15 protein-coding genes are annotated in these 14,010 nt (G+C 60.8%); 12 read left to right on the top strand and 3 right to left on the bottom strand.

The genetic code is table 11. The features are described from left to right. The first annotated feature begins 13 nt into the window (after positions 1-13). The 6 genes from ABRP95_RS06040 (at position 14) to ABRP95_RS06015 (ending at position 5,058) form a co-directional block, all read left to right on the top strand. Positions 14-1,603 carry an aspartate:alanine exchanger family transporter gene (locus ABRP95_RS06040; RefSeq protein ID WP_284805865.1) on the top strand — a complete coding sequence of 530 codons (1,590 nt, stop codon included), beginning with the start codon at positions 14-16 and terminating at the stop codon, positions 1,601-1,603. A gap of 174 nt (positions 1,604-1,777) precedes the next feature. After that, on the top strand, positions 1,778-2,287 hold the full coding sequence (locus ABRP95_RS06035; RefSeq protein ID WP_284770166.1) for a hypothetical protein: 510 nt from the start codon (positions 1,778-1,780) through the stop codon (positions 2,285-2,287). Further along, on the top strand, positions 2,287-2,979 hold the full coding sequence (gene tsaB, locus ABRP95_RS06030) for a tRNA (adenosine(37)-N6)-threonylcarbamoyltransferase complex dimerization subunit type 1 TsaB (protein ID WP_284852065.1): 693 nt from the start codon (positions 2,287-2,289) through the stop codon (positions 2,977-2,979). The genes ABRP95_RS06035 and tsaB overlap by 1 nt, the downstream gene beginning before the upstream one ends. After that, positions 2,976-3,497, top strand: coding sequence for a ribosomal protein S18-alanine N-acetyltransferase (gene rimI, locus ABRP95_RS06025; protein ID WP_349839101.1), 522 nt, complete (start codon positions 2,976-2,978; stop codon positions 3,495-3,497). The genes tsaB and rimI overlap by 4 nt, the downstream gene beginning before the upstream one ends. Next, positions 3,497-4,540 carry a tRNA (adenosine(37)-N6)-threonylcarbamoyltransferase complex transferase subunit TsaD gene (gene tsaD, locus ABRP95_RS06020; protein WP_284770163.1) on the top strand — a complete coding sequence of 348 codons (1,044 nt, stop codon included), beginning with the start codon at positions 3,497-3,499 and terminating at the stop codon, positions 4,538-4,540. Before rimI ends, tsaD begins: the two co-directional genes overlap by 1 nt. An 89-nt stretch (positions 4,541-4,629) precedes the next feature. Continuing rightward, positions 4,630-5,058 carry a hypothetical protein gene (locus tag ABRP95_RS06015; protein ID WP_284770162.1) on the top strand — a complete coding sequence of 143 codons (429 nt, stop codon included), beginning with the start codon at positions 4,630-4,632 and terminating at the stop codon, positions 5,056-5,058. Between the two features lie 9 nt (positions 5,059-5,067). Here ABRP95_RS06015 and ABRP95_RS06010 read toward each other — a convergent pair whose 3' ends face one another. Both ABRP95_RS06010 and ABRP95_RS06005 read right to left on the bottom strand, forming a co-directional pair. Then, positions 5,068-5,703: a response regulator transcription factor gene (locus tag ABRP95_RS06010; RefSeq protein WP_284770161.1), complete on the bottom strand. Its 636-nt coding sequence runs from the start codon at positions 5,701-5,703 to the stop codon at positions 5,068-5,070. Next, on the bottom strand, positions 5,700-6,896 hold the full coding sequence (locus tag ABRP95_RS06005) for a sensor histidine kinase (protein WP_284781908.1): 1,197 nt from the start codon (positions 6,894-6,896) through the stop codon (positions 5,700-5,702). Before ABRP95_RS06005 ends, ABRP95_RS06010 begins: the two co-directional genes overlap by 4 nt. Positions 6,897-7,008: 112 nt before the next feature. On the opposite strand from ABRP95_RS06005, the gene ABRP95_RS06000 reads away from it, so the two are divergent. The 5 genes from ABRP95_RS06000 to groL all read left to right on the top strand — a co-directional run bounded on the left by ABRP95_RS06000 (position 7,009) and on the right by groL (position 12,310). Then, the gene (locus ABRP95_RS06000) at positions 7,009-7,614 is read left to right on the top strand and encodes an ABC transporter ATP-binding protein (RefSeq protein WP_284770159.1); all 606 of its coding nucleotides are present in this window, start codon (positions 7,009-7,011) and stop codon (positions 7,612-7,614) included. Then, positions 7,598-8,857, top strand: a complete 1,260-nt coding sequence (locus ABRP95_RS05995; RefSeq protein WP_284770158.1) for an FtsX-like permease family protein — start codon at positions 7,598-7,600, stop codon at positions 8,855-8,857. The genes ABRP95_RS06000 and ABRP95_RS05995 overlap by 17 nt, the downstream gene beginning before the upstream one ends. A gap of 106 nt (positions 8,858-8,963) precedes the next feature. After that, positions 8,964-10,205 carry an ATP-binding protein gene (locus ABRP95_RS05990; protein ID WP_284849851.1) on the top strand — a complete coding sequence of 414 codons (1,242 nt, stop codon included), beginning with the start codon at positions 8,964-8,966 and terminating at the stop codon, positions 10,203-10,205. Between the two features lie 176 nt (positions 10,206-10,381). Then, positions 10,382-10,675, top strand: coding sequence for a co-chaperone GroES (gene groES / locus ABRP95_RS05985; protein WP_005277188.1), 294 nt, complete (start codon positions 10,382-10,384; stop codon positions 10,673-10,675). Positions 10,676-10,684: 9 nt separating this feature from the next. Then, positions 10,685-12,310, top strand: a complete 1,626-nt coding sequence (groL, locus tag ABRP95_RS05980) for a chaperonin GroEL (protein WP_023030149.1) — start codon at positions 10,685-10,687, stop codon at positions 12,308-12,310. 371 nt (positions 12,311-12,681) lie between these two features. Here the strand turns inward: groL and ABRP95_RS05975 are convergent, their stop codons facing one another. Next, positions 12,682-12,978, bottom strand: coding sequence for a WhiB family transcriptional regulator (locus ABRP95_RS05975; RefSeq protein ID WP_284770156.1), 297 nt, complete (start codon positions 12,976-12,978; stop codon positions 12,682-12,684). A gap of 420 nt (positions 12,979-13,398) precedes the next feature. Between ABRP95_RS05975 and ABRP95_RS05970 the strand changes: the two genes are divergently transcribed. Further along, positions 13,399-13,971, top strand: a complete 573-nt coding sequence (locus tag ABRP95_RS05970) for a sigma-70 family RNA polymerase sigma factor (RefSeq protein WP_284770155.1) — start codon at positions 13,399-13,401, stop codon at positions 13,969-13,971. Positions 13,972-14,010: the final 39 nt, after the last annotated feature.

Here is a 14,010-nt window from a genome sequence, read left to right as displayed (position 1 = left end):
GGATCCTTGAAGGGTGTTAGATCTCCTAGCCTCTAGTCCTCTGCTCGCCCTTTTTGCCATCATGGCCATTGGTTTGGCCATCGGCAAAATCAAATTCTTTGGCATCTCTCTTGGCGCCGCGGCCGCGATGTTCGTGGCGCTCGGGCTTTCTACCGCCAATCCGGATATCCAGATTCCACCGCTGGTGTATCAATTCGGCTTGGCCATTTTTGTTTATGCCATTGGCCTGAACTTCGGACCGTCGTTCGTTCGCGAATTTGCTACCCGCGGCTGGAAGCTGACCGTCTTTATGATCGGCATGTTGGTCCTGTTGGTCGGCGTGGGTTTCGGGCTCATCCGCGTATTCGGCCTCGAAACCGATGTGGCCGCCGGTATGTTTGCCGGTTCGCTGTCGTCCACGCCAGGTATGGCGGCTGTGGTGGATATGCTGGGCAATTCCACCCCAGTCGTCGGCTATTCGCTGGCTTATCCAGGCGCGGTCATCGGTGCGATTCTGGTCGCCGCCATCGGCGCGAAGGTTCTCAAGGTAGACCACGAGGCGGACGCCAAGGAAGAGGGGATGATTCCCGCTCCACTGGTAGCCAAAGGCGTGCGGCTGACCAAAGACTTCCCGGATACGGCCGGGCACCTGTACCAAGTAACCGGACATAGTGTGGTGGCCACCCGCGAGATCTCCGATATGGAAAATCACCGTCTGGCACAGCCGGATATGCCCCTGCGCAAGGGCGAGGCATTCCTTATTAATGGCTCCGAAAAAGACGTCGCCGGTGCCATCGAGGTGCTCGGTGAGGAATACCCCGTCGAGCTCACCCCAGAGGCGGGCTTGCAATATAAGCGCGTGACCGTGTCGAACCCGAAGGTGGCGGGAAAGCGCATCCGCGATATCGATGCGCTCGAGCACGGCTTCATTATCGCCCGTGTGCGCAAGGGCGATAGCGATGAGGTCCCGCACCCGGATATGGTGCTGAATTACTCCGACCGCGTGCGCGTGGTGTGTAGCTCGCACCACGTGCGCGAGGTGCGCAAGTACTTGGGCGATTCCGAATCGGCGCTCGGCAACGCTTACCTATTGTCCATGTCCATCGGTTTGACCTTGGGAATGCTGTTGGGCCTTATCCCCGTCCCTATGCCGGGCGGATCGACCCTGCAGCTGGGCTTTGGTGGCGGTCCCGTCGTGGTCGGCCTCATCCTCGGTTACCTGAACCGCACCGGCCCCATCAATTGGCAGATGCCCTTCCATACCAGGGAAACCCTCTCGAACCTGGGGCTGACGCTCTTCCTTGCGGGCGTGGGGACATCGGCAGGCGCATCGTTCCGCGAGGCCCTGACAGATCCGTCCTCGCTGACCATCATCGGCGTTGGCCTTATCATTACCTTGGTATCGGCCATCCTCATCGGCGTCATCGGCATGCTAGTGCTGCGCTTGAAGTGGGACGAGGCCATGGGCTGTGCGGCCGGCATGACCACGAACCCGGCAGTATTTGCCTATATCCGGGGCCAAACCGGCACGGAGCTCGCTGGGCGCGGCTGGGCAACGGTGTATCCCACCACCATCATTGGCAAGATTATCGCCGCTCAGGTGCTGTTATTGTTATTGCTTTAGCCCCGTATGCCCCGCGCTAATTATTCACCCACTGGGTATGCCGCCTACACTGGCAGGCACTACCCAGTGGGTGAGTGCTTGTTAGCCGCCGAGTAGCCTCGGTAATAGAACTGACAATCACTTCACCATATGTACATATAGGACCCCCTTGACCCGAGGAGCGTTACTCACCCCATGACTAAATTTGCTCGCAACCTGACCACGACCATTATCGCGCTATTTATCATTGTGATGATGGTGCTCGTTGCCGGGGCTACCCTGCGTGATGAGGATTCCCTGGAGGGAAACCTCACCAATACCTTGCAGCACGCCCCGCGGAACCTCGAGGTAATGTCGCTCATTCCTTCTGATGTCTACGGCGCCGACTACAGCGCCATCGGCTTCATCTGCTCCGGCATGGCGGAAGACAAGGTTAAGGAAGCAGCCCCGAACCCTGATGACATCACCTTCGAGGACGGCGTCGTCCCTGAGGGCAAGAGCTACGTCATGGCCCTGGGCCACAACGTTGATCCCTATGTAGAGGAATTGGATTCCTCCGAGGTTGAGGTCTGCGAGATGATCAACGCCCAGGTTAAGGCCATGGAGCAGCAGGGTCACGGGCTCGACGGCGGGGTTCCGCTGGTTCAGGGCTCCCAGCCGCTGGCCTTCCAGAGCGAAGACGGCGTGTGGAAGCTGGTCGGCTAATGCACGTCCTGGCCATTGATACGGCGACGACCGCCCTGGTCACCGGGGTAGTCGACACCGAGTCTGGGCAGATAACACAGCGCGTGCTGGCCGATACGCGCGCGCACAATGAACGGCTCATGCCCACCATCCTCGAGGTGATGAGCGAGGCTGGGCTGGAGCTCGGCACCCTCGACGCCATCGTTGCGGGCATGGGCCCTGGCCCCTTTACCGGCTTGCGCGTTGGCATGGCCACGGCGCAGGCGCTTGCCGATGCCCTCTCCATCCCCCTCCACGGCGTCTGCACCCATGATGCCATCGCGCACGCCGCGCTAGCGGGGGCCGATGCAGCCGATGAAAGGGACGCGGCAGACGCAGCGCTGGTTGCTACCGATGCCCGCCGCAAGGAAATTTATTGGGCCACCTACCGCGCGGGACAACGCATTGTGGGTCCGGACGTTTCGAAGCCGGGGGAGCTTGACCTGCAGGACATCGCGCAGGTGGTCATCCCGGAGAAGCTTGCTGAGGGGTTGCCGGAGGAACTCGCTGCGCTGCCACGCAGCGAAGCCGCGCCCACCGCAGAGGGCCTGGTGGCCGTCGCGCGGCTCGACGCGGATCCGGAGCCATTCGTACCGTTGTACCTGCGCCGACCCGATGCGGTTCCTCCCAAAAAGCAGCAGCTTTCCGCGGCCATTCCAGAGGTGCGCCTGTGAACCTGCGCGAGCTCACCCCTGCCGATGCCCCGCGCTGCGCCGAGCTGGAAAAGGTGCTTTTTCCCGGTGAAACCCCGTGGACGGAAGCGGTATTTAAGCAAGAAATGGCTCAGCCCTTCAACTTCTACCTCGGGGTGGAAGGCGCCCTCGATCCCGCAGCGCCGGAGGACGGCCAGGAGCCGGTCTTATTGGGCTATGCAGGCATCGGCATGATGGGCCCAGCCGCGGACCCCGAGTTTGAAATCCACACCATCGGCGTCGATCCAAAGGCCCAGCGCCGCGGCATCGCGCGCATGATGATGGACAATATTTGCTATATCGCGGACTTAAAAAGCGCGCCCATCTTCTTAGAGGTGCGTGTGGGAAACGATCCCGCCATCGAGCTATACCGGCGCTATGGCTTTAACATCGAGGGGATTCGCCGCAATTATTATCAGTCTTCTGGCGCGGATGCGCACGTCATGGTGCGCCCCGGCCAGTCGCCACAAGCAAGACAGCGCGAAGCAAAGGAGCAGTAATGAAGGTCATGGGCATCGAGTCCTCCTGCGATGAGACCGGGGTGGGCATTGTCGAGCTGGACCAAGACGGCCACATGGAGATCATCGCCAATGCCGTTGCTTCGTCAATGCAGCAGCACGCGCGCTTTGGCGGCGTCGTGCCAGAAATCGCTTCCCGTGCGCACCTGGAGGCCATGCCGCAGGTGATGCGGGCGGCGCTGGAGGAGGCGGGCATCGATAAGCCCGATGCCATTGCCGCCACCGTGGGCCCGGGCCTGGCCGGAGCCCTGCTCGTGGGTGCTTCTGCAGCCAAGGCTTATGCCGCCGCGTGGGGCGTGCCTTTTTATGGCGTCAACCACCTTGGCGGGCACGTCGCCGTGGCCAACCTCGAGGGCGAGAGCCTGCCGCACTCGATCGCCCTGCTGGTCTCCGGTGGGCACACGCAGTTGCTCGAGGTCGAGGCCGTAGGAAAGCCCATGCGCGAATTGGGCTCCACGCTTGACGATGCCGCCGGTGAAGCCTACGACAAAGTCTCCCGCCTCCTAGGGCTGGGGTATCCGGGCGGGCCGGTCATTGATAAGTTGGCCGCCCGCGGAAAACCCACCATCGATTTTCCCCGTGGCATGTCGCGTGCCGAAGATCTGCGCGGCGAGCACCGGCATGATTTCTCTTTCTCGGGGCTCAAAACCTCCGTTGCGCGCTATGTGGAGCGCGCCGAAAAGGCCGGCGAGACCATCTCCGTGGAGGATGTATGCGCCTCGTTCCAAGAGGCGGTGGCCGACGTACTCACCGCCAAGGCCATTCGCGCCTGCGAGGATACCGGGGCGAAGGTGCTGTTGCTCGGTGGCGGCGTCGTGGCCAATTCCCGGCTGCGGGAGCTAGCCGCCGAGCGTTGCAATGCCGCCGGTGTGGAGCTGCGCGTGCCGCGGTTTAACCTGTGCACCGATAACGGCGTGATGATTGCAGCCCTTGGCGCCCAGCTCATTCATGAGGGGGCTGCGCCGTCGAGCCTGGGTATTGGCACCGATACGCAAATGGATGTGGAAGAGCCACAGTTAACCTAAAGTTCTTCTTCCTCGCACTGCGGGGTGGGGGAAGCGGCGGTAACGTTTAACGCGTTCACGCCTTCTCCGCTTTAAAGGATCTTTCTCTCATGACCGTTGGTTTCCTCGTCAACCCCGATCTCACTCGCAGAAAAATCGAGTTTGAGTTAGAACACGCCAACCAGTTCTTGGGCGGCACCACCGAGGATCGCGTCTCCGTCGTCTTTCAAGATGACGGCACGACCTACGCCGCGCTGTATAACCCAGAAGCTAAACAGGAAGGCGCCGAGCCCAACCCGGTTGCTTCCCTGGCCCGCAATGCTGCCGACACGGGAAACTCCGCCTTTTTGCAGGATCCCATCCGCGCTATCAGCGGCCCAGTTATCTTCGTGGATGCAGAGGGCGAGGAAGACTACATCGACGAGGTCATCGCATCCGTTGAGCACGGCATCCGCGCGGTGAAAAACTACCGCGAGGATTTCTCGGACGAGTACACGCTCTGGCGCGCTGCGGTCATCAACTCCACGAAGAGCGCATAAGCACCCTTTTTAACGCTCGGTGTGGCGCAGCCACATCAGCACCGCTTTGACCCGGCGATTGGCGTCTTCGGGACGAAATCCGAGTTTTAGAAAAACATTGGAGACGTGCTTGCTTACCGCGCCCGCGGTTAATACCAGCGCGTTTTCAATTTCTTGATTGCTCAAACCTTGTGCCATGAGCCCCAAAACCTCGCGTTCGCGGGCGGTTAATTGGCTCAGCCCCGTGCGCCGCGCGGATAGCAGGGCGGTGACCACTTCTGGGTCGACGACGGTACCGCCGCCCGCCACTTCCTCGAGGGTGTGCACGAATTCGTCCACATCAGATACGCGCTCTTTGAGCAGGTAGCCGAATCCGCCGTGCTCTAAGAGCCGGTCCAAGTAGCTTGCCGCCACGTATTGGCTGAGCACCACCACCGGTTGCGACGGGTCTGCTGCCCGAACATCGTGCACGGCGCGCAGCCCATCATCGCTCATGGTAGGCGGCATGCGGACATCGCTAATGATCAGATCGAAGTGGTCACTGCCCGCGCAGGCGCGCAATTCCTCCGCATCGTTGACAGCGGTCACGCTATGGCCCAGTGCCGTCAAAAGCTGTTCTAGCCCGGCGCGCAAAAGGGCAGAATCTTCTGCCAATAAGAGTTTCATCGGGCCTCCTTTAGCGGTAGTGACATGGTTAAGGTTGCTCCTTGTCCCTCTGTGTGAGCGGGAAAGAAGTCGACGCTGCCGCCTAGTGCCGCTGCCCGCTCGTGCAGCCCTGCCAACCCAGTGCCCGCAGTCGCCCCGGTGGTCTTTGCGCTAGTCGCTTCGTCACCTGTGTCGGCGCTGGTACCAACGCCGGCACGGGAATGCGCGGGGCCGGACGCGCTAGGGCCTCCTCCTGCGGAGAGGCCGCCGACGCCATTATCGCGGACGCTCACGCGGAGATCGTCGCCAAAAGATATGGACACGGTGGCGGCGGTGGCCGCGCCGTGGGTGGACGCGTTGGTTAGTGCTTCTGCTACCGCGTGGTAGGCCAGTAGCGCCGTCGTTTCCCCAATGGAGCGTTCTGCGCCTTCAACGTGCAATTCCGCGTCGAGCCCGCTGTGGGCTAAGAGCTCATCGAGGGCGGGGATGAGGCCGTCATCGAAAAGCACCTGTGGTGCAATGCCGCGCACGGTAGCGCGCAGGGCGGATAGGGCATGGGTGGCGTTGTGTTCGGCATCGGCAAGCGCCTGCTGAGCCTCGGGCGGGGCCTGCAGCTTGGCCGCAGCCAGGTTGAGCTTGAGCGCGGTCAGGTACTGCTGGGGACCGTCGTGGAGCTCGCGCTCGATGCGGCGGCGCTCGCCCGAAAAGGCATCAATAAGCGTGGCGCGTGAGGCCGCCAACTCCTGCGCAGAAGGGCTCAGCGCGAGGCGGGTGAGGGAAATAGAGGCCTTGACCAGCAGGCGGTTGAGCACCACCAGTAGGACGAAGAGCACGGTGGCCGCGAGCCAGCACACGACAAAAATCAATGGGCGATTATCGGTGGTCCACTCGCCGACGTTGAACTCGGCCTGCGGAATAAACGGCGCGATAACCAGTACGCCCGCGACAAAACCGACAAAGACCCAGTTGGCAAAGCAGGCCACGCAAATAAGAAGTTGCAGTAGGAGGTGATAAAGCTGCTGCCAATCAAACCAACGGTTGGCCCGTCGCGCGGGAATATCAACGCCCATCCATTTCGCACCACAGCGGCCGATAAACTCCGCGGCGCGGGCTACCAGCGGAATCCACGGCAGCATGAGTACGGAGACCACCAGTCCCGGAAGCGCGAGCACACCGAGGACGAGGCTCCACGCATTGGCCTTGACAGTTCGCATATTCGTTCAGCCTAGCCGCCGCGCCGGGGTGGTGGCAGTAGAGCTAGCCCCACCATTTTCTGGGCAGCTATCCCCATCGCGCGTGCGGGATGCGGCCGGTGGAATGGGAAGCATGTTAAAAGCACAGAATCTGAGCAAGCGCTACGGCACCCATCCCGCTCTCGCCGAGGTGAACTTAAGCATCGAGCCGGGGGAATTTGTCGCGATTATGGGGCCATCCGGTAGCGGCAAGACCACCCTGTTGAACCTGCTCTCCGGGCTGGATAAGCCCAGCTCCGGCACGGTCAACGCGCCGGGCCGCACGGAGCGCGCCTTCGTATTCCAGGACTATAACCTGCTGGAATCGCTCAACGCCCGCAAAAATGCCACGTTGACCGCGCACTTTTCCGGCCGGCGCTGCACCAGCGACGAGGTGCAGAAGACCTTTGCGTCTCTGGGGCTTGACGGGCTTGAGCGCCGCCTGCCCGCGCAGCTTTCCGGCGGCCAGCAGCAGCGCGTTGCCGTGGCCCGCGCCTTGCTGGCCGGTGCACCGTATATCTTTGCTGATGAGCCCACGGGCGCGCTTGACGATGCCACCGCCGAGCTCGTCCTTACCCATCTCCGCACCGCCGCACGGGGCGGGGCCGCAGTGGTCATGGTGACCCACTCCTACCTTGCCGCGGAGGCCGCCGACCGCATTATCGAGCTCCAGGAGGCCAACCATGCTGGTGTGGCTTAAGGATTTACAAAGCAATTGGCTATCCTGGCTTGCCGTTGCGCTGACCATGGTGGTCTCATCGGCCGCGTGTGCACTGGCGGTATCGATGCTGGTAGCCACCTCGGACGCGGACGATGATCCCACGGGGCCTCTCGGTGGTACCGTGCTGGGCATGGCGGTCTGCGCCGTCGTGTTGATTACGTTGTCGCAGATGCGGCTGATCATTGAGGAACGCGAACCCGTCTACCGCTCGTGGCGCATGATTGGCATGCCCGGGTGGATGATCAATAGCTTCATCGTGGGGCAGGTCAGTGCCGTAAGCGCTATCGCGGCGCTCATCGGGACCTTCCCGGCGCGCCTGTTTGTCGAGCCCATGGCCGCGGCCTTTCGCAGCGACGGGATTCCCATGCCGGAATTGGCCATTACCCCGCTGGTCATCCGCATCGCCGTGTCCGTGTGTGTGGCATCGGCGGTTTGCGGTGCCCTCATACCGCTGCGCCGGGTCTTTCGCCCGCGGGTGGAATCGCGCCCGGTGTGGGTGGTGCTGCGCTGCCTCGTGGCCGCAGGCTTGGTAGGCGGTGCCGTGTACGGCTGCCTGCAGATAGAAGATCCTGGCGATAGCCTCGCCGCTTCCATGGGGCTGGTCATCCTGGTGGCACTCATGACGCCGTGGCTTATGCCCGCCCTGGACCAATGGACGCGCCTGTGCGGCATCGCCGGGGCCAATGTGCGGGTGCGCCGCCGCTTCTCAGTGCCTCATATCGTGCCGTGGGTATTGCTCGGTGGCCTGATCGTTGCAGTGGGCTCTGGGGTGATGATGCTCAAAGGTACGGAAAGCCTCGATACCTTGTCATCGGGGCGAGTCTTCGCGGCATTTCTCGGCCCAGTCGTTGCCCCGAGCATCGTTGGTGCGGTGTTGACCTCACTCATTATGCGCTCGCGCATCGCTAGCGATGTACGCGGCCTGCGGTTGGCCGGCGCCTCACCGGCGGCGTGGGCACGGGTGCAGGTGGGAGAGGCCTTTTGCCTGACCGTTACCGCTGCGGCGATAGTCATTGCCTTGAGCGCAACGGTAGTGATGCTGCTCAACCAGCTGCTGCATCCCGATTCTCATTCCGGGATGGGCGCGCTGTGGGAGGGCCTCGCCGGGGTGTGGTGGGCGCCGTTCGGCCTAATTTTTGGCGCCATGTTTCTCGCGCTGTGCGCCGTCAAGCTCATTCTCGCGGGATTTCTGCGCTCAACCGCCCAGATCCGCACAAACTGATGGATGAATCGCCGATATTCTGATGGGTAAAACGCGCTCAAACTGATGGGCAAAACTCTGATATTCTGATGGGTAAAACGCGCTCAAACTGATGGATGGGTTTAAAATGACTGGTCAAGAAGGCTATGTTTATCTCCCGCGAGTAGAGGATTCGCGGCTTCATGGAGTCCTGCAGCGATCCGGTGGAGTGTTGATAGAAGGCCCAAAGGGCTGTGGGAAATCCGCGACCGCACGGCAAATTGCGGGCAGTCTCGTCCAAGTGGATACGGATTTAAATCTCGACATGCAGCTCAGCACCGTTCCGGATTTGGCGTTGGAGGGGGATACGCCGCGAGTTTTTGATGAGTGGCAAGAAAAACCGCAGTTGTGGAACTTGGTGCGGCATGAGATTGACCGTCGGCAAGCGCCTGGGCAGTTCATTCTTACTGGGTCGACTGCGCCAATGGAGGAACAATCCAGGCACTCGGGTGCGGGGCGCATAGCCAGGCTGCGGATGAAGACCTTCAGTTTTTATGAGTCGGGGCATTCTAATGGCGCAGTATCATTAGCCGAATTGGTAGCTCAGGAATCCCCCCAGTCGAATGGGGAGACGGTTGTAGATGTTGCAGGGATTATCGAGCGCATGGCGCACGGAGGCTGGCCCGCAAACCGGAATTTTTCCGTTGAGGCGGCGCAGGAGAATCTGCGCAGTTATATCGATACTGTGGCCCACGTGGATATCAATGCCGCCGATGGTGTGCGAAGGGACCCGGTAAAAGTAACGACACTTATTCGTTCGCTTGCCCGTGGGGTAGCCACAGAACAGTCCATTTCTTCTATTGCTACCGATATTGGCGCGCAAAGGGCTACGGTCAGCGAGTACCTTGCTGCGTTGCAGCGCATCTTCATCGTGGAAGAACAATTGGCATGGTCCTCCCATCTTCGCTCCCGGGCTAGCCTGCGAACGGCACCGAAGAGGCATCTGGCGGATCCGGCGTTGGCGGCTGCTGCCGTGGACGCGTCCCCAGACAAGTTGCTGCGCAACCTTGCCTTTGTCGGGCAGCTTTTTGAATCCCAAGTTGTCCATGACCTGGCAGTGCTAAGCGGGAAGCGTATTTTTCACGCCCGTGATGCCTCTGGGTTGGAAGTGGATGCGGTATTTGAGCTGGCGGGCAGGACCGTTTTCGTAGAAATTAAATTGGGGCAAAGCCAAGAGATCATTGAGAAGGCGGTAAGCAATTTGCAGGCCTTCGCAGAACGCTTTGAATGGGAGGTCCCGCCCGTCTTGATGATCGTGACGGGAGGAAACCTGAGCTTTCGGCATCCGAGCGGGGTACGCGTGGTGTCCCTGACGCACTTGGCGCCGTAGCGCGGCCCAGCAACGGGGGTCGCGTCGTTGTTGAGGGTTAGCAGTCACGAGGGTAGAGTGCTAATCAGGTTGTTTGACCCACAGTTGTTCACCCGCGACGACGGCTGTGCTGGACATCCACAACCGGCACGCGCGCGCCATTAAGGTGCGCAAACGAACAATACGGAGGAAACATCATGGCAACTATTAAGCCGCTTGAGGACCGCGTCCTCGTACAGATCGTAGAAGCAGAATCCACCACCGCATCCGGCCTGGTTATCCCGGACTCCGCAAAGGAAAAGCCGCAGGAAGCAACCGTTATCGCCGTCGGCCCGGGCCGCTGGGAAGATGACGATGACCGCATCCCCATGGACGTTAAGGAAGGCGACACCGTTGTCTTCTCCCGCTACGGCGGCACCGAGCTGAAGTACGACGGCGAAGAGTACTTGCTGCTGAGCCAGCGCGACATCCTCGCCATCATCGAGAAGTAGGAACTACTTATGGCAAAGCTTATTGCATTCGACCAAGAAGCCCGCGAGGGAATTCAGCGCGGCGTCGATACGCTGGCTGATGCCGTTAAGGTCACCCTCGGCCCGCGCGGCCGCAACGTCGTCTTGTCCAAGGCCTTCGGTGGCCCGACCGTTACCAATGACGGCGTGACCATCGCCCGCGATATCGATGTCGAGGAGCCCTTCGAGAACCTCGGCGCCCAGCTGGTTAAGTCCGTAGCGGTCAAGACCAACGACATCGCCGGCGACGGCACCACCACCGCGACCTTGCTGGCCCAGGCGCTCATCTTTGAGGGCCTGCGCAACGTTGCAGCCGGCGCTAACCCGATTGAGCTCAACCGCGGCATCTCCGCAGCGGCGGAAAAGGCCGTCGAGGAGCTTAAGGCACGCGCCACCCCGGTTAACTCCGCCTCCGAAATCGCGCAGGTAGCTACCGTGTCCTCCCGCGATCCGGAGGTCGGCGAGATGGTGGCCGGCGCCATGGAAAAGGTGGGCAAGGACGGCGTCGTCACCGTCGAGGAGTCCCAGACCATGGACTCCACCGTGGATGTCACCGAAGGTATTTCCTTTGACAAGGGCTACCTTTCCCCGTACTTCGCTACGGAGGAAGAGACCAACCACGCCGTGCTTGACGATGCCGCCATTTTGCTCGTCCGCAACAAGATTTCTTCCCTGCCGGACTTCTTGCCGCTGCTGGAAAAGATTGCAGAAACCAACCGCCCGACCCTCATCATCGCGGAAGACGTCGAGGGCGAGCCGCTGCAGGCGCTCGTGGTCAACTCCATCCGCAAGGTCCTGAAGGTTGCTGCCGTAAAGGCACCGTACTTTGGCGAGCGCCGTAAGGGCTTCATGGATGACCTGGCCGTGGTTACCGGCGCCACCGTGGTGGACCCTGAGGTGGGCGTCAACCTGAACGAGGTCGGCCTCGAGGTGCTGGGTTCCGCACGCCGCGTGACCATCACCAAGGAAGACACCGTGCTTGTCGATGGCGGCGGCAGCGCCGCAGCCCTCGACGATCGCCGTGAACAGATCCGCGGCGAAATCGCCCGCACCGATTCCACCTGGGATAAGGAAAAGCTCGAGGAGCGCTTGGCCAAGCTCTCCGGCGGCGTCGCCGTTATCCGCGTCGGTGCCGCAACCGAGACCGAGGTCAACGAGCGCAAGCTGCGCGTCGAGGACGCCATCAACGCCGCCCGCGCGGCCGTGGAAGAAGGCGTCATCGCCGGCGGCGGCTCCGTGCTGGTGCAGATCTCCAAGGAACTCGAGTCCTTTGCCCAGGACTTCGAGGGCGAGGCTAAGGTCGGCGTTCTCGCCGTCGCCCGCGCCCTGACCCGCCCGGCATTCTGGATCGCAGAAAACGCAGGCCTCGATGGCTCCGTCATTGTCTCCCGCGTATCTGAGATGGCCAACGGTGAAGGCTTTAACGCCAACTCCCTGGAGTACGGCAACCTCATCGATAACGGGATCATCGATCCCGTGAAGGTCACCCACTCCGCAGTGGTCAATGCCACCTCCGTTGCCCGCATGGTTCTTACCACCGAGGCATCCGTTGTGGAAAAGCCGCAGGAAGAAGACAACGCTGAGGCCGGTCACGGCCACGGCCATCACCACCACTAATTCCTGCGCTGTATTTAGCTCAGAGCCCGCCGCACCTTCCCCGTCTTATTGGGGAGGCTTGCGGCGGGCTTCTGGCTTATACGTAAAGCACGCGGGAACATAACCCGTGCGATGCCACGGTAGACCTTTTTAGCCGCCAGCGGCAGCAGGGGAGAGGCTAGTTCACAAAAGGTGCCAAGCTTAGGGTTCCTCCTCAGCCGGAGGCTGCCTCGTCTTTAGCGGCACACCCCAGGGCTTAGCGGGCTCGAAGGCGTCCCTCACGGGGCGTTATTTGCAGCAGGCGCTTGCTACGCAGGGCTAATTCGGAACCCCGGACTCCCGCCCGCCGCGAACGCGGTGTGTGGACTTTGCGCGCTAACTTTAATTTTGGGTTAAACGTTGACCGTTGTGCGGCGACGCTTGCGCAGCGCCACCACGCGCTCAGACTCGCTCATGCCGCCCCAGACGCCATACGGTTCGGCTGAACGCAGGGCGTGCTCGCGGCACAGCTCGATAACCGGGCAGGAATTGCAGATGGCCTTGGCGCGGTTTTCGCGCTGGGCGCGGGCTCGGCCACGCTCTCCGTCTGGATGGTAAAAAACGTCCGAGTTTTCACCGCGGCACGCACCTTGCAACTGCCAATCCCATACATCTGCAGTAGGTCCGAGAAGAGACTTGGACTGAGACACGTTTCTTAATCTCCTTATAACAGGACGAGAATTCTTACGCTGGCGGCCGGTGGAGAGTCATCCGCGAACCGCAACGATTTGTAGTGTGTCGCGTCTTGGTAAACAAAGGGTTACTAGTATTTAACTTCTAGGTATTGTATCTATTTATGGGACTCGTTAGCGCCCATTTACCTGCAATAATGACTAAGGTTAACGAATTATGAATTTTCCTCTTTCTATTGTGCAGGGGCCATAAACCCGCCTTCAAAGCAGGTACAACCGCTGGGCGCGGGTTTCTTGGTGGTGTTTTTCCTTGCTGGGGCATCGCCAAGCAAGGGCAGTGCCGAGGCGGAGGTGTGCAACGCAGTTGTCCCTTTGCGCTCCCTGCCCCAGAGGAAATATGGTTGAATATCGATTTAATAGTCTGCAGAGGGTACAGTCGTGAGCGATAAGGATAAAGAGCTAGCGGATCTCGTTCCGCTGGCCGCTGGTGGTAGCCGCCGCGCACTGCAATCTATCCTGCAAATTATTCATCCGCAGGTGCTGCGTTATTGCCGCGCGCGCATCGGTGGCGGGCGCCAGCCCACTGCGGAAGACGTGACCCAAGAAATCTGCCTCGCCGTCGCTACCTCTATCGATTCCTATGAAGATAAAGGCCGGCCGTTTATGGCCTATGTCTACGGCATCGCTTTTAATAAGGTCACCGATGCCCACCGCGCCATGGGTCGCGACCGCTCTACACCCACCGAAGAGCTTCCAGAAAGCACCGCGAACGAGGCGACTCCCGAGGAATGGGCGCTGGAAAATGACGGTAGTAACAGAATGCGCGCGTTGCTCGATACCTTAAGTGACAAGGCAAAAAACATCGTTATTTTGCGCGTGTTCGTTGGTCTTTCGGCAGAAGAAACCGCCGATATCGTGGGGTCTACCCCGGGTGCGGTTCGCGTCGCACAACACCGAGCTCTCGCACAATTGCGAAAGGCCCTTGGGCAACAACTAGCCACTGAGGGCTAAAGCCACAACCCCGCTCTAGAGACACGCGTAAACCTTCAG

It is taken from the genome of Corynebacterium sp. KPL2895 (genome assembly GCF_040225815.1).
Classification (GTDB): Bacteria; Actinomycetota; Actinomycetes; order Mycobacteriales; family Mycobacteriaceae; genus Corynebacterium; species Corynebacterium rhinophilum.
This window is presented reverse-complemented; position numbering and strand designations above follow the sequence as displayed.